Source organism: Streptomyces sp. AK08-02, assembly GCF_033795085.1.
Lineage (GTDB): Bacteria > Actinomycetota > Actinomycetes > Streptomycetales > Streptomycetaceae > Streptomyces > Streptomyces echiniscabiei.
Genome location: NZ_JARAZV010000005.1, coordinates 190,825 through 205,440, shown reverse-complemented (window position 1 = coordinate 205,440; position 14,616 = coordinate 190,825). Strand labels below are relative to the sequence as shown.

The 14,616-nt window shown below is 68.6% G+C and carries 20 protein-coding genes and 1 tRNA gene; 6 read left to right on the top strand and 15 right to left on the bottom strand.

Features of this window, described 5'->3' with window-relative positions; all coding sequences use genetic code 11:
* Positions 1-2 precede the first annotated feature (2 nt).
* Positions 3-479: a DUF6083 domain-containing protein gene (locus PV734_RS11900; RefSeq protein WP_319096580.1), complete on the top strand. Its 477-nt coding sequence runs from the start codon at positions 3-5 to the stop codon at positions 477-479.
* Between the two features lie 176 nt (positions 480-655).
* On the opposite strand, the gene PV734_RS11895 is transcribed toward PV734_RS11900, so the two are convergent.
* The 12 genes from PV734_RS11895 to PV734_RS11840 all read right to left on the bottom strand — a co-directional run bounded on the left by PV734_RS11895 (position 656) and on the right by PV734_RS11840 (position 7,189).
* Positions 656-1,834, bottom strand: a complete 1,179-nt coding sequence (locus tag PV734_RS11895; protein WP_319289430.1) for a tyrosine-type recombinase/integrase — start codon at positions 1,832-1,834, stop codon at positions 656-658.
* On the bottom strand, positions 1,834-2,046 hold the full coding sequence (locus PV734_RS11890; RefSeq protein WP_319289429.1) for an excisionase family DNA-binding protein: 213 nt from the start codon (positions 2,044-2,046) through the stop codon (positions 1,834-1,836). The genes PV734_RS11895 and PV734_RS11890 overlap by 1 nt, the downstream gene beginning before the upstream one ends.
* Positions 2,047-2,048: 2 nt before the next feature.
* Complete coding sequence (gene repSA, locus PV734_RS11885; protein WP_319289428.1) at positions 2,049-3,476, bottom strand: replication initiator protein RepSA; 1,428 nt, start codon at positions 3,474-3,476, stop codon at positions 2,049-2,051.
* A 4-nt stretch (positions 3,477-3,480) separates the two neighbouring features.
* Positions 3,481-3,672, bottom strand: coding sequence for a hypothetical protein (locus PV734_RS11880; protein WP_319289427.1), 192 nt, complete (start codon positions 3,670-3,672; stop codon positions 3,481-3,483).
* The gene (locus PV734_RS11875; RefSeq protein WP_319289426.1) at positions 3,665-3,850 is read right to left on the bottom strand and encodes a hypothetical protein; all 186 of its coding nucleotides are present in this window, start codon (positions 3,848-3,850) and stop codon (positions 3,665-3,667) included. The genes PV734_RS11880 and PV734_RS11875 overlap by 8 nt, the downstream gene beginning before the upstream one ends.
* A gap of 94 nt (positions 3,851-3,944) precedes the next feature.
* A complete protein-coding gene (locus PV734_RS11870; RefSeq protein WP_319289425.1) occupies positions 3,945-4,241 on the bottom strand; it encodes a SpdD protein in 297 nt (98 codons plus the stop codon).
* Between the two features lie 22 nt (positions 4,242-4,263).
* Positions 4,264-4,419: a hypothetical protein gene (locus tag PV734_RS11865; RefSeq protein ID WP_319289424.1), complete on the bottom strand. Its 156-nt coding sequence runs from the start codon at positions 4,417-4,419 to the stop codon at positions 4,264-4,266.
* 13 nt (positions 4,420-4,432) lie between these two features.
* Positions 4,433-4,621, bottom strand: coding sequence for a mobile element transfer protein (locus tag PV734_RS11860; RefSeq protein ID WP_319289423.1), 189 nt, complete (start codon positions 4,619-4,621; stop codon positions 4,433-4,435).
* Between the two features lie 19 nt (positions 4,622-4,640).
* Positions 4,641-5,309 carry a DUF2637 domain-containing protein gene (locus PV734_RS11855; RefSeq protein WP_319289422.1) on the bottom strand — a complete coding sequence of 223 codons (669 nt, stop codon included), beginning with the start codon at positions 5,307-5,309 and terminating at the stop codon, positions 4,641-4,643.
* A gap of 41 nt (positions 5,310-5,350) precedes the next feature.
* Positions 5,351-5,524: a hypothetical protein gene (locus PV734_RS11850; protein ID WP_319289421.1), complete on the bottom strand. Its 174-nt coding sequence runs from the start codon at positions 5,522-5,524 to the stop codon at positions 5,351-5,353.
* Positions 5,525-5,534: 10 nt separating this feature from the next.
* On the bottom strand, positions 5,535-6,857 hold the full coding sequence (locus PV734_RS11845; protein ID WP_319289420.1) for an FtsK/SpoIIIE domain-containing protein: 1,323 nt from the start codon (positions 6,855-6,857) through the stop codon (positions 5,535-5,537).
* Between the two features lie 2 nt (positions 6,858-6,859).
* Positions 6,860-7,189, bottom strand: coding sequence for a hypothetical protein (locus tag PV734_RS11840; RefSeq protein WP_319289419.1), 330 nt, complete (start codon positions 7,187-7,189; stop codon positions 6,860-6,862).
* Positions 7,190-7,320: 131 nt separating this feature from the next.
* Here PV734_RS11840 and PV734_RS11835 point away from each other — a divergent pair, with 131 nt between their 5' ends.
* Positions 7,321-8,094 carry a GntR family transcriptional regulator gene (locus PV734_RS11835; RefSeq protein ID WP_319289418.1) on the top strand — a complete coding sequence of 258 codons (774 nt, stop codon included), beginning with the start codon at positions 7,321-7,323 and terminating at the stop codon, positions 8,092-8,094.
* Between the two features lie 13 nt (positions 8,095-8,107).
* Positions 8,108-8,620, top strand: a complete 513-nt coding sequence (locus PV734_RS11830) for a GNAT family N-acetyltransferase (RefSeq protein WP_319289417.1) — start codon at positions 8,108-8,110, stop codon at positions 8,618-8,620.
* Positions 8,621-9,146: 526 nt separating this feature from the next.
* Here PV734_RS11830 and PV734_RS11825 read toward each other — a convergent pair.
* The 3 genes from PV734_RS11825 to PV734_RS11815 form a co-directional block, all read right to left on the bottom strand.
* A complete protein-coding gene (locus tag PV734_RS11825) occupies positions 9,147-9,455 on the bottom strand; it encodes a hypothetical protein (RefSeq protein WP_319289416.1) in 309 nt (102 codons plus the stop codon).
* 293 nt (positions 9,456-9,748) lie between these two features.
* Positions 9,749-9,835 (bottom strand) — tRNA-Ser (locus PV734_RS11820).
* Positions 9,836-9,899: 64 nt separating this feature from the next.
* Positions 9,900-11,369, bottom strand: coding sequence for a S1C family serine protease (locus PV734_RS11815; protein ID WP_319096581.1), 1,470 nt, complete (start codon positions 11,367-11,369; stop codon positions 9,900-9,902).
* A gap of 288 nt (positions 11,370-11,657) precedes the next feature.
* Here PV734_RS11815 and PV734_RS11810 point away from each other — a divergent pair, with 288 nt between their 5' ends.
* From PV734_RS11810 to PV734_RS11800, 3 genes are all read left to right on the top strand, one after another.
* A complete protein-coding gene (locus PV734_RS11810) occupies positions 11,658-12,467 on the top strand; it encodes a glycerophosphodiester phosphodiesterase (protein ID WP_319096582.1) in 810 nt (269 codons plus the stop codon).
* Positions 12,468-12,662: 195 nt separating this feature from the next.
* A complete protein-coding gene (locus tag PV734_RS11805) occupies positions 12,663-13,301 on the top strand; it encodes an ATP-binding protein (RefSeq protein ID WP_319289415.1) in 639 nt (212 codons plus the stop codon).
* A gap of 139 nt (positions 13,302-13,440) precedes the next feature.
* The gene (locus tag PV734_RS11800) at positions 13,441-14,430 is read left to right on the top strand and encodes a DUF5926 family protein (RefSeq protein ID WP_319096584.1); all 990 of its coding nucleotides are present in this window, start codon (positions 13,441-13,443) and stop codon (positions 14,428-14,430) included.
* The last annotated feature ends 186 nt before the right edge of the window (positions 14,431-14,616 follow it).

Here is a 14,616-nt window from a genome sequence, read left to right as displayed (position 1 = left end):
ACATGGGGGTTCCCGGGGTTCACCGCGATGTCGACCGACCCGAGTGCTTACTGTGCCCCGCGAACGGGCCCGACGTTCGTGAGCGCGGCCGGATCGTGCCGCTGTCGGTCGAACTCTGCGACGGATGCTGGAACAAGGTGGCCAACGACCTCGCCCTGCGCGAGGGAGCCACGGCAGCACCGGAACCGGACCCCGACCCGGACAACATGGACTGGATCGAGCCCCGCAGCTGCCGCCATTGCCACGCCCCGGTGCGCTGCTACCCGACCAACTACGACCGCTGGATCGAGCTGGCCCCGTTCGAGCTGCCGGCGAAGCGGGTTCCACCCCATCACCGTTGGCGCCTGATGCGCCCGAGGGCAGCGAACACCCCGATCCCGGTGGCGACGGTCGCCATCCGAATCGGCGCCATCGACCCGACACCCGGCGAACCGGTCGTCCCGGCCCACGAGTTCGTCTGCCTGCGCCAGGAGAGCTGACAGCGCCCTGGCCGCGCACCGAGCGGGCTGCAAAACGGAACGGCCCCCAACCTGAACACCAGGTCAGAGGCCGTTCACCTGCGGAAGCGGTGAGATTCGAACTCACGGTGACATCGCTGCCACGACGGTTTTCAAGACCTTTCGCCGATCAAGGGCGGTGAGGTCTCCGCCGCAGGTCAGACGGGTACGAGTGCCCCCGCCAAGCCGTCGTCATCGTCGTCGTGCCCGCTACGTGCCCCTCGGTCATGATCGTGCCCGTTGACCCAGGCATCCGAGGCTTCGGCCACCTGGTCATCGCGGCCGGCGACCGGGCGGGCGTAGTGCCGAGTGGTCACGCTCGCGTTCGAGTGTCCGAGGCGGTGAGCGGCCGTCATGACACCGTACTTGTCGGCTACCCAGGTCCCGTGCGAGGCCCGGAGATCGTGCGGGGTCACGTCGGTGAGGCCGGCCGCCGACACGGCGGGGTCGAAGTAGGCCTTGCGCCACTGGTTGTAGTGCAGGGGCTTGCCCGCAGACGTGGTGAACAACAGGGCGTCGTCACCTTCCGGCAAGGTCTCCAGATGCTTCCCGAGCCTCTTCGCCAGGGTCGGCGCCACCCGCAGTAGCCGTTTCTGGTGAGACTTGGGAGTGTCGAAGACCAGGGCGCCGTTCGCCTCGGCAAGGTTCTCGTCGACCAGCACCGTGCCGCCCGTCACGTCGACATCGTTGCGTCGAAGCGCGAATCCCTCACCAATCCGCAGGCCGGCGAAGGCCAGGAGCGCGATCAGCAGGTCATGGGGCTTTTCAGCATTCCGCACGAGGCGCGAGGCTTCGAGTGGCGTCAGGATGTGCGGCTCGGTCTGAGGCATCCGGGGGAGACGCACACCTCGGCAAGGTGTCTGCGCGATCAGGTCGTTGTCGACAGCCGACGCCATGACCTGTGACAGCACTCGGTACGCCTGCCGGATGCGCGACGAGCTGAGCCCCTTGGTTCGCATCTGCGCGACCCATTCAGTCACGGTGATCGGCCGCAGACTCGACAGCTCACGATCCCCGAGCGCCGGATTGATCTGCGAGTTGATCAGCGATCGATACGAGGCCTGTGTCTTGTGCTTGAGCTGCGGCGATACAGCAGCCAGCCAGCGAGCCGCCCATGCTCGAACCGTCGTCTGACCCTCGACGGGGTCGATCCAGCGGCCGTCTTCGATCTCGATGCGCTTCTTTGCAAGCCATCGGTCAGCGTCCGTGGTGGTGGCGAACGTCCGATCCGCAGGCCGAAGCACGCCGTCAGGCCCCGGATAGCGAGCTTGGAACCGTCCCGAGGGCAGCTTCCGAATCCGACCGAAGCCACGGCGAGACTTGCGCTTCCCTGCCATCAGACCACCGCCCTAAGCCGACGAACCACGGGGCGCACGGTGTTGGCCTCGATGTATTCGTCCACGACGCTTTCCCGGATGCGGACGTGCCGGCCGACCTTGACGAAGGCGATCCGACGTTCCTCGATCAGGCGACGCGGGAAGCGCTCACCACTCTCCTTCCAAGTCCCCAGCCGTACGGCGGCCTCAGCCACCGTCAACAGTTGATCCATGGTCACCACTCCCCCGTAGCGTCGTGATCAGAAAGGTCGTGCAGGGCTTCGCGTGCGGTTTCGCGGTTGAGTTGGATGTCCCGGCGGATGTTGGCGGCGAGCCAGGATTCGCCGGGGGTGTATCCGTGGCCGGCGTAGGTCCAGTGGGCGAGGGTGAGCGTGGTCGTCTCCGGGTGGTCGTCGGGGTCGGGCAGGCCGAGGGCGGCGCGTTGTTGGGCGGCGCGGTAGTCGGCTCTGACCTGTCGGAGGGCGCCGAGGGTGGTGGAGTAGCGGCGGGACTTGGTGGAGAAGTGGCCGCGGAAGCCGAGCATGTGGGCCCAGTCGCGGAGCTTGCGAGCCGGGTAGAGCGCGTGGAGGTCGAGGCAGGCTTCGATCAGTCGGCGGGGGTGGTCGGGCAGGCCGAGGATGACGAGGGCTTCTTTGTTGCCGATCCGGCGGTCGACGGTGCCGGTTGTCTCGGCTGCCTTGGTCGCGTACTTGGCGACGTAGGAGGCGACCGCGAGTTCCGTGATCTCTTCGCCGTGGCCGAATGCGCCGATCGGCTGAACGTCGAGTTGGGTGCCCCACCGCAGGGTGCGCGCAGGCTCAGTGCGTGCCGGTTGGTCGGGGTCCGGCTGACAGCGGGCCGGGGGTACGTCGACCGCCACACGGGCGGCGGCGGCATGGATGGCGTCGGTGAGTAGGTCGAGGGTGGCCCAGTGCGGGGGCGGGCTGTCGGGTCCCTCGGGGCCGTCGAAACGGATCACGGCGTGGAAGTGGACGGCACCCCGCTTCTGGTATTCGGCGACCTTGCCGAAGGCGAGGCGGGACTGTTCGTGGGCGTCTTTCTGGGTGAGGCCGGCCCTTTTGGCGATCTCGCGGCGGAGGTAGATCGTGAAGTAGCGCCAAAGGTCGGATGCGTGGTTGTTCCACAGCACCGCTTCCGCGTAGTCGTACGAGGCGGCATCGAGCGGAGTGCCGAGTTTGGGGTCATCCTCGACGTGCCGTGCACCGCAGCGGCAGGGGCGGGCGCCGGGGCGGTTGTGGACGGGGCCGAAGCTCGGAGCCGTCAGGGTGGCGAAGACCCGGGGGTGTTCGCGCACCGTCTCAGGCGTGCCCTTGGCGGGATCTCCGGTCAGTCCGGCCCTGATCAGGTGGTAGGTGTCGCCTGCGTAGGTCCAGGCGCAGGACGGGCAGCGGGAGGCACGACGGTTGCCGCACGCGATGCGGAGCATGCCGCCCGGCTCTTCGTCGGTGTTGTAGTAGTGCAGGACGGTCTTGGTCTCAGGGTCGATCGTCTTCGTCCCGCCGGTCAGGCGGATGGGGTCGGAGCATCCTCCGGTACGGCGGATCTGTTCGTTCCAGCGGTCGAAGCCCCACGACCCGGCCACCCTCAGCACATCGGCGAGGGTGGCCGGGTCGAGACCCGCCGCGGTGGCGGTGTCGGTCACGGGATCACCGACCCTGTCGGTGAGCGGGTCCGTGGTTGGCGGTGTAGCCCTCGACCAGGGCGCGTACCTGGGCGTCACCGGTTGCGGTGGCCGTAGCCCCGCAGTGGCAGACCGCTGATCCCGTAGCGGGTGCGGACGCAGAGGGCTTGCTCACATGCAGGCCGGGACGGTCCGGGGTCGGGGTCAGGTCAGACACGGGAGACCTCCCGCGTGCGGACCGGGCGGCGGGTGGTGCCGGTGCCGTTGCAGGCCGGGCAGGCGACCGTGACGGTCACGCGGGAGCCGTTGGCGTTACGGGTGCCGGTGGTGATGGCGGCGGTGGCGAAGCCGTCGCAGTCGCGGCAGATGGGCGTGTTCGGGACGTGCTGGGGCATGATGAGTGAGCCCTTTCGGGTCCGTTGGATCTGGAAGGTGGGTAGGCGCCCGGAGCGGCGGAAGTTTGGCGACCGAGGCCGCTCCGGGGGCCGTTCAGCGGTGGTTGTTGAAGTCGTTCAGCATCGAGCGCAGGACGACCGCGACCACGGCCATGGACAGGCCGGTGATGGCGACCGCGAGCAGCAGCGAGACCAGGACCGCGCCGACGACGAGGACCACGGCACCGCCACCGGCCGCGAGGGCGAGCGCGCTGCCCGGGGTGAGCTGAACAGTCGGCCGGTTCGAGACCGGGCCCGGGGCCTGAGGGGCGGGTACCGGGGCGCCGGCGGTCGGGACGTACAAAGCCGGGGCCGGGGCGGTGTCCTGCGGGGGGTATTTCGGGGTGAACACGATGGTGTCCTTTCGGGCCGGGTTACTTGACGAGGGAGTCGAGGGCGGGGCTGAGGATGCTGTCGGAGACGAGGTAGCCCCCGAGCAGGAGCAGCACGACCAGCCACATCGGCGGGCGGGTGAGCTTGATCCCGAGGTAGCCGACGACGATCACGGCGAGCCAGAGCGGAACGTCCATGACGGATCTCCTTCTAGGCCTTGCAACGGTGGGTGCGGGCGGCGAGTTCGGCGCCGGCGCGGTCGGTGTAGTCGCCGGAGAATCCGCAGCCGGGCGAGGTGCACGCGGCGGTGTGCTTGTCGCGGCCACGGCCGTCGTAGTAGGTGGCGACCTGGACGGGGCCGATACGGATCACGTCGCGGAAGCGGCGATAGGCAGTCACGGGCGAACTTCCTTTCAGATCAGGCGAGTTGAAGTTGCTTAGTGATCGCGTCCGACATCGGCGCGGACAGTTGGAGACGGGCCGACAGGGCAGCGGCGGGCATCGGGGAACCAGTGCTCGCCTGGTGGGCATCGGCGATCTTCCGGGCATGGTCGAGCAGCGCGGCCGGAACCATGGGCACGTCAGCCGGGAACCGCTTGGGTGCCGGGGCGAGTTCCGGTACCGGGTCCGGGGCGGGCTCACCGGTGCGGTGGACTTCGACTTCCGGCACGGCCGGCTGATCGACCGGGGCGAGGCCCGGCGGGACGTCGTGATCCGGTGCCGAGTCGGCGGGCGAGTGGACGAGGAGCGTGCCGCCGAGGAAGGCCAGGGCAGGCCAGCCGGCCACGAGAATGCGCAGCCAGGACGGCACCTGTTGCAGGTCGAGGAGCCCAGCGGTCGCGATGTTCGCACCCAGCGACGCGCACAGGGCGATCGTGAACCAGGTCCAGGCGGACCGGTCACGACGGGCGGTACGCAACCTGCGCCAGGCGGCGACGAGGAGCAGGTCTACCGAGACCGGGTAGGCCCAGGCTTTCCAGCCGGATTGTCCAGCAGCGTCAGCGAGGTCGTGCAGGTGGGCGAAGGACAGGGCGCCAGCGATGACAGCCTGTACGAGAACGGCGTCGGGGCGGATCGTACGGTTCATGATCTGCACCTCCCTTCAGGGGAGTTGGGCCAGGAGCGGACCTATTCGGTGGCTTCGCCGGAGCCGAGGCAGGTCAGGCAGATTCCGGCTTGCTGGCCGACAGCGCGGCGCTTGCGGCCGACGCGAACGGTGCGGGAGACCTCACCGGAGCCCTGGCAGGCCGGGCACTTCGTCGGTTCAGCCGGCGCGGGCGCGGTGGTCTTGGTCGCAGCCATCCCGGGCCTCCTACTTGACCAGCGACAGAGCGTCGGCGGACGGTGCGGGGACGTCGGGGCGGAAGGCGTCGAGGAACGGCAGGTCGGGCACCAGGTGCGCGAAGTCCCGGCAGATGGCGGCGACTTCCTCACGGGAGACCTGCGGAGTGCGGATCAGCGACCAGCCACCGTCCGCTTCCGTGGCCACGGCCGTACCGGCACGGTGGGCGGGGATGACGCAGGCGACCGGGACCGCAGTGGGAGCCACGTCTTTGAGGCCCATCTCGGCTGTTTCCTTGTCGTTGACCCGGTGCACGACACGGCCGGTGAGCTGGGCGCGCAGCATGGTGGCGCCCTTGCCCAGGTCGGAGCCGAACCGCTGCCCGCACACCTCCAGATAGATGCCGACCGAACGGGCCATCTGCGCCAGCCGGATCAGCGCTGTGACGATCCGCGTACGACGGTCCTCATCCTCTTTGCGGGAGATCAGGAAGAGTTCGGCGATCTCGTCGACCAGGACCACGATCGGCGCCGGCCGCAGATCCTCCGACAGTTCCCAGATGTCCGAGACGCCGTGCCGCTGGATCAGGTCGAAGCGGGATTCCATCTCGGCAACCAGCACATCGGCGAGCGAGGCGGCGATGTCGGGGTTGGTCGCCAGGGCCGACAGGCGCGGCGCGAACACGGACTGTTCCACCCCGCGCTTGCAGTCCATCCCCACCAAAGCGACCGGCAGTTGAGCCAGCCCCTTGATCAGGTTGCGCTGATACATGGACTTGCCGGAGTTGTTCGCGCCCAGGGTCAGGGCCATGGGCACCTTGCGGTAGTCCCGCTCGAACGCCGTGCCGTCGTCCCGCAGCGCGACCGGAACGCACATGTCGTGAGGCTGGAGCGCCTTGCGCCGCATGGTCACCCGGCGCAGCACGTCGTAGCCGGTCATCCGCAGTTCGACGAACCCCGGCTTGGTCACGACCACCCGCACCGCATGGACACCCCAGGCATGCCGGAGACGCTCGGTGGAGGCGATCACGTCGGCGGGCTCCAGGCCGGCCGGAAGGCGCAGCGTGACCCGCAGACCGGTCATGGTGGCGCGCATGCGGCGGATCTTCGGGGCTACCGGCTGCACCTCACGGCGGGCGACATTGCGCGCCATGAACGCCCGCAGGCCGGACGGCTGGACCGTCAGACCGCACACGTCCATGGTCGAGCGGTAGGAGAAGCTGAACCGGCCCCACGTGGCAGGCAGCCCCACCAGCGACCAGTACACGCGCGGTGCCCGGTACTTCGCGTAGCCGAGACCACCAGCGCCCGCTATCGCGCCCGTCACCTCCAGCCACATCGTCAGGTCGGACACGATCAGGCCCCCAGCGGGGTGACCGCGACCGCGCTGAACGCGATACCCGAGCGCTTCTCACCCTTGATCACGTTCTCCCAGTCCCGCGCCTTCAGGCCGATGACCTGAACCGGCATCCCCGGCGCGAGACCCTCCGGGTAGCCGTTCTCCGGAACCGAGACCTTCAGAAGGTTGCCCTCCCCCTCGTCCGAGACCAGCAGACCCACGGTCGACATGGCCTTGCCCTCAGCGTTCACGGACCGCTCACCGGTCGCGAAGTTCTTCACCTTCGGTTCGGGCGCAGTCGCCACGAACACCACAGCAGTCGAAGTGTCGATCTTGAAGGACGGCATTCGTCACTCCCTGGTCGTGGCACACCTAAGGTGCACCAACTGGCTTGAGCCACTTACTGGCTTAAGCCAGTTGAACACATGGGAGCGTCAGGGTCAACAAGGTGGCTTGAGCCAGTTGCTATGCTGCCGACATGACCTCCGCCCGCCCCTCGACTCCGCAGCCGCCCAGCCGTCGCATCGCCGAAGAACTCCGCCGTGAGATCGAGTCCGGGGAGCTTCGCCCCGGTGACAAGTTGCCGTCCGAGCGCGCGCTTGCGGAGAAGTACGGGGCGGCGCGAAACACGGCGCGTGAGGCCATCCGGATACTCGCTGAGCAGGGACTTGTCACTGCGAAGCACGGGAGCGGTGTCTTCGTGCGGGAGCCGCAGAGGCTCTTTCGGTTCGGCAGCGATCGCTATTCGCTCAAGAACCGCGAGACTGGGCTGACGCCCTTCCGTCTGGAGGCGAAGCGACAGGGCAAGTTGGCGAGGATCGAGGTCCCGTCCATCGCGCGCGAGAAGCCGCCAGCGGACGTCGCGGAACGCTTGAAGGTGCCCGCAGACGAAGAGAGCGTCGTTCACCGGGAGAACCACTACTTCGCGGATGATGACCCGGTGCAGATCGTCTCCACCTACCTCCGGTGGGACGAGGCACAGGGCACGCTGCTCATGCAGGCGAAGACCGGGAAGGACGGGATCTACGGTCGCCTAGAGGAACTTGGGCACGTCATGACTCGCGTCCGCGACGAGATCAGCGCGAGGATGCCCACGCCTGAAGAGGCGGCGATCCTGGAACTCTTGCCAGGCGTTCCGGTCCTGGAAGTGCTGCATACGAGCCTGGATCAGGAGGGCGTTCCCTTCGAGGTCTCCCGGTACGTCCACCGAGCCGACCAAACCGGCTTGCTCTACGAACTACCAGTCGAGTAGCGAGGAGACACACGTGGAGACCGTGATCGTCCGCCCCTTCCAGAAGGATGATCTGGCCAGCACCGCATCAGCGTTGATCGACGTGCACACCACCGATGGGTATCCGGTTGAGGGCGTAGATGACCCTGAGGCTTGGCTGCGCTCTGCCGATGTGATCGCCGCATGGGTGGGGGAAGGCGGCGGAGAGATCGTCGGTCATGTAGCGATCATGCGGCCGAGCGGGGAAGACGCCGTATCGGCATGGATGCATCAGAGCGACGACAGCGTGGATCAAATCGCCGTTCTGGCCAGGTTGTTCGTGGTGAAAGCAGCCAGGAAGCACGCCGTTGGTGAGCGCCTCATGCAGGCCGCAATGGACTACGGCAGTGAGCATGGGCTTCGTCTTGTTCTGGACGTGATGGCCAAGGATGCCGCCGCTATGCGCCTGTACGAACGACTTGGCTGGCGCGAGATCGGCCGAGCCCCGCATCACTACGGAAGCGGCCAGAAGATCGACGCCGTGCTCTACGTGGCCCCACGGGGCTGAAGCTGTTACAGGTTTCTCTACCTCATCAAGCCCCGGCTGCGCTCCGCTCCGCCGGGCGCGCTTCCCGGCTCTGGCTGCGCCCGCGCTCCTGCCTTCGGCCCGCTCGGCGCTGCCGCCGCCGACGCGCGCCCACAGTGGATAGGGCCGGAAGCCATGAGTTGAGCACCGTATGAGCGGCCACGGTCAGAACGAGCCTCCGGCGGGGGATCGGCCGGCACCGGGGCGGAGAGGGCGCCGTTCGAGGCTGCGGGTCCGTAGTGGCGTGCGTAGGGAGCTTCCATCCCGACCGCCATCGACCCAGGCAGAGCCGAGCAGACGCGGCCCAGGGCGTCAAGGTCGTTCGTACAGTGGCGCGCTCCACCTTGACGCCCTGAACCACGCCCGCTCCACGGTGTGTGGGTCGACGGCGGACGGGACGGAAGCTGGGGTGAGTGGTGGGTTTTGGGATGGCCTCTACCCGCGAGGCAGTCGATCAAGAGAACAGCCACCGTAAGGCGGCGATCATGGAACGGATCCAGGCATGGCGTCAAGCCAGCTTTCGAGCTCTTTGTAGTGCTTCCGTGGCGAAGCGATACATGGCTTCCGCGCGTTCCTTCTGCTTGGCCACAGTCTCAGCAGCTCGCGTATGGCTGTCGCTGTCATCAGCAGTGGCGCTGCTTGCCAAGTCGCACCAGATCTCGGCGGTCTGGATGGCCCTCACCAACCGATCGTCCGAGAGCATCGGAAGAAGTCGGAGCAAACTCGTTGCTGTCGCCACCGCTCCAGACTGAGCCCACCACGCCTCATCTCGGTACCGCTTTTTCGCCTCTTCGGCCACGTTGACCAGCAACAGCAACGACTGAACAACCTCAGGTGGAGGGGCAACACGGCGTCGACGCTCAGCTCGATACTGATGCCAAGCAGCCCATAGGCCCGCTGGACCACCGATGGCCCCAACGATGCCACCTGCAGCGGCTAGCCAGTCCGTAGTGTCTGACACGGCAGACTCTCCCCCCGTAGCTGACGTGCCCCACGCGTGCCCGATAGGCCGGTAAACCACGGGGACTCACGGAGATTCGCAGGCCATAGCACCTAGAGCGGCCTCCAACCAATCGAACCTGGTCAGAGGCCGCTCTACTGCGAACCAAGCGGAAGCGGTGAGATTCGAACTCACGGTGACATCGCTGCCACGACGGTTTTCAAGACCGTTCCCTTAGGCCGCTCGGGCACGCTTCCCCGCGCCGGGCCTGATCAGCGCGGCGCGGGACAAGAGTAACGGGTCCGCCCGCGCGCGTGTTGGTCAGCTGTCGCCCTCGCGGGAGCCCAGGGTCAGATCGACCGTCTTCGACTTGCCGTCGCGTTCGTAGGTGATCTGGACCTTGTCGCCGGGCTTGTGGGTCCAGATCTCGCCGATCAGGGTCGGCCCGCTGTCGATCACGTGGTCGTCGAGCTTGGTGATGACGTCGCCGGGCTTCAGGCCCGCCGCGGCCGCCGGGCCGCCCGCCTCGACGGGGTCGGCGGCTTCCGAGCCCTTCTGGCTGATCTGCGCGCCGCCCGTGCCCTCGGTCAGGGTGACCGAGGCGCCGATCTTCGCGTAGACCGGCTTGCCGGTCTTGATCAGCTGCTGGGCGACGTACTTCGCCTGGTTGATCGGGATGGCGAAGCCCAGGCCGATCGAGCCGGACTGACCGGTGCTCAGGCCGCCGCTGCTGGAGGACTGGATCGCCGAGTTGATGCCGATGACGTTGCCCGCCGCGTCGAGCAGCGGGCCACCGGAGTTGCCCGGGTTGATCGACGCGTCCGTCTGCAGGGCGCTCATGTACGACGCCTTGCTGCTGGCGCTGCCGTCGCTGGAGGCCACCGGGCGGTTCTTGGCGCTGATGATGCCCGTGGTCACCGTGTTGGACAGGCCGAAGGGGGCGCCGATCGCGATCGTCGAGTCGCCCACGGCCACCTTGTCGGAGTCGCCGAGGGTGAGCGGCTGCAGATCCGAGGGGGCGTTCTTGAGCTTGATGACCGCGACGTCGTAGCCCTGTGCGTGGCCGACGATCTCGGCGTTGTACTTCTTGCCGTCCGGGAAGGTGGCCGTCAGCTTGCCGCCGTCGACCGCGTCCGCGACGACGTGGTTGTTGGTGACGATGTGGCCCTGGGTGTCGAAGACGAAGCCCGTACCGGTGCCGCCCTCGCCGCTGGAGCTCTCCGCCTCGATGGTGACGGTGCTCGGCAGTGCCCTGGCGGCCACGCCCGCGACCGTGCCGGCGTCACGCTTCAGGTCGCCGCCGGTCTGCTGTGCGGCGGAGACCGTCGTCGACGTGGTGGAGTCGTCGTTGTCCTTGGCCAGCGTGTAGCCGAGGCCGCCACCCAGGCCGCCGGCGACCAGCGCGGCCACCAGCACCGCGGCGAACAGCCCGCCGCGCCCGGACTTCGGCTTCGGCTGCGGGTCGTACGCGGCACCCCAGGGCGCGCTCGTGTCGCCGCCGCCTCCGCCGTCCATGTACGACGGTGTGGGCGGCGGAGGCGGCGGCCAGGCCGCTGCCTCGTGGCCCGCAGCCGCGCCCTGGGGGGCGTCCGGCGCTCCCGCCGACGCGTACGCCGGCACCTGTCCCGCGTGCGCCGGTTCCGGCTCCGGGGCGCCCTGGGGCACCGGCGGGAGCTGAGTTGTCCGGTCCTCGGGCGCGGTGGCCTGCGGGGAGGCAGCAGGAGCTTCCACCGGCACGGGAGGTGCGGACGGGGCCGGGGGTACCGCAGTGCCCTCGTTCTCGGTGCTCACAGCTCTTTCTCCTCGATCCACGGCTGTCCTTCTCGGTCGCACTCGGTCACGCCCGATCACACGTGCGCGTACCCGTTCATACGGGTGGCGGTCGGTACGTGATTCAGCTGTGCGCGTCCTTTTGTATGCCGTCAGCTTTTCCCACGGGCCGTCAGGGCACCATAAGCGGTGCCTGTGGGTCCGGGACCACTCTTTATATCCGACAAGTCACACAAGCGTGAGCATCTGTTACGCGCATCGGGCGCCCGTGACGTCACAGCCGCCCTCCGACGGTGACACCATGACGCGGTGACCCACGCACGACAGCACCCGATCCAGGTCGTCGCCCACCGCGGAGCCTCGGAGGAGGCCCCCGAGCACACGCTGGCCGCCTACAAGAAGGCGATCGAGGCCGGCGCCGACGCCCTGGAGTGCGATGTACGGCTGACCGCGGACGGCCATCTCGTCTGCGTCCACGACCGTCGCGTCAACCGTACGTCCAATGGCCGCGGCGCGGTCTCCGCCCTGGAGCTCGCCGACCTCGCCGCCCTGGACTTCGGCTCCTGGAAGACCGGGGACGAGGCCCCCGACTGGGAACACCGGCCGGAGGACCGCGAGGACACCTCCGTACTCACCCTGGAGCGGCTTCTCGAACTCGTCGCGGACGCCGGGCGGCGGGTGGAGCTGGCCATCGAGACCAAGCACCCCACGCGGTGGGCGGGCCAGGTCGAGGAGCGGCTGCTGTTCCTGCTCAAACGGTTCGGCCTGGACGCCCCGGAGTCGCCGGCCGATTCACAGGTACGGGTCATGAGTTTCTCGGCGCGCTCGCTGCACCGCGTCAGGGCCGCCTCGCCGACTCTGCCGACCGTCTACCTGAACCAGTTCCTCTCGCCCCGGCTGCGCGACGGGCGGCTGCCCACCGGGGTGCGGATCGCCGGGCCCTCCATCCGGATCGTGCGCAGTCACCCCGCGTACATCGAGCGGCTGAAACGCGCCGGTCACCAGGTGCACGTCTGGACCGTGAACGAGCCCGCGGACGTCGAGCTCTGCGTCGGCCTCGGCATCGACGCCGTCATCACCAACCGCCCGGGCGCGGTCCTGCGGCAACTGGGCCGCTGACCAGCCACACTTCCGCGACTCCAGAGCCCTCGGCCGTGAGCCGTCTCTTACCCGACTCCGACTCCGGTTCGCGTCCGGACTCTTGACCTGGCGGTCCGGGTGAGGAAACCTCCACCTTCGGCCATACCGTCGAAATCCGGCCACTCGATTACTGGGAGTGCACCGGCGCGTTCGGTCCGTGTTCGATCATTGCGAGTGCGTCACCGAAGGCGGAAGGGGCGGTTTCCGGTACAGGCCAAAGGGGCATTCACACCGTGGCGTGGGGCAAAGGAGGTCTCGGGGGTGGCGTTGGTGGTGGCACAGGAGGTGCCCACGTCGTCGAGCATGGCCGTTCCCCATGGCCCTGCGGGCGTGGGGAAAGCAAGACACCGGATGCGCGATCAGTTGCGCACGGGCGGTGTGGCGGAATCGGTCATAGACGACGCGGTCCTGATCCTGTCCGAACTCTTGAGCAATGCGTGCAAACACGGTCGGCCACTGGGCGAGGCCCTGGCCGGTGACGGCGACGTCCGGGCCGCGTGGCGCGTGGACTCCGTCGGCAGACTCATCGTCGAGGTGACGGACGGCGGCGGCCCTACCCGCCCGGTTCCGTCGACCCCCTCGGTGACGGCGCACGGCGGTCGCGGGCTGAACATCATCACGGCGCTGGCCAACGACTGGGGTGTCCGGGACGACACCCGCGGCGAGGTCACGGTGTGGGCCGTCGTCAACGACGACGTCCACGACCCGAGCGTCGGCCATAGGCGTACCGACTTCGCCACCCGTGTCACAGGCCGCTCGCTGTCCGCGGTCCCCGACCTGGACTTCGCGGACGCGTTCGACGACATGGACTGAACGGCACACCGGCGGCGACAGGGCCGTACAGGTCCTGACGCCGGTGTGCGGTCCGTTGTCCACAGGGTCCCGTCGGGCGTCGTACGAACGGCTAGGCTCGCGCCAGTACGAGACGAGCCGTAACCGGGAGACACCCACGATGGCCAAGAAGCGACCCCAGACCAAGGCCTCGCGGCCTCAGTCGTCCGACCGAGCCCGCGCCGCAGGCGTTGACGGGGACATTCCGGTTGTCGGCGCCCGCGAGCCCTGCCCCTGCGACAGCGGCCGGCGCTACAAGGCCTGTCACGGCCGGGCCGCCGCGCACGCGGTGACCGAACTGGTGCACCGGCCCTTCGAGGGCCTGCCCGGAGAGGGCGACTGGGTGGCTCTGCGCGAGCTGGTCCCCGCCGCCACCGTGGAGCTGACCCTGAAGGGCGGCCTCCCCGAGGGCGTTCCCTCCGTCACACTCGCGACGGTCCTGCCGATGGCCTGGCCCGCCCTGCGCCGTGACGACGGCTCGGTCCTGCTCGGGTTGCAGAACGACACGGCGTCCGGCGACATCAGCCGCGACCTCGCCGACACCCTCCAGCGCGCGCTCGCCGCGGCGCCCGGTACGCCCGTCCAGGGCCGCCGCGCACCGGCCGAGAGTCCGCGGCTGCAGGACCTGCTCGATCCCGAAGGCGTGTTCGAGCCAGTTGTGCACACGGGCTTCGAGTTCTGGGTTCCGGACGCGGAGAACGCCACGGCGGACGTCACCGCCTCCCTGGAGCGTGCGAACGACGCGGCCATCCCGACCGTGAAGCTGACGGGCGTCGACGCCGCGTACTGGTGCGAGACCCCGGACAAGAACCACCTGCGCTGGGTGATGCCGCACGGCGAGGAGCAGCTGCTCGACGCCCTCGCGCGACTGCACGCGGCCGGGCAGTCCGGCCTGGGCGAGGGCACCCGTCTGGTGGGCTCCTTCCGGGCGCACGGCCTCACCGTCCCGGTCTGGGACCTGCCGACCGGCGTCACCGCGGAGGACGTCGAGAAGCCGGCCGCCGAGTTCGCCGACCGTCTCGCCACCGCGCTGGCCGCGGACGCGCCGCTCACCGCGGAGGAGCGCCGCGCGCGCGGCGGACTGACCAACCGACAGGTGACGCTCAGCTGACGCACAGTCGGACCCGTCGATTCCGCGGCCTCCGGCGAGGGGTGAATCCAGTCACAACTCCCCGCGAGAACAAGGGAATCGGTGTCCGAATAGCCGAGATCGAATTTGCGAACCGCCGATCTCTTGTTAGCGTTGCGGTAGCCCGGTTGCTGGTGCATCCCCCGTCGCCAGCAACCGGGTCTTTCT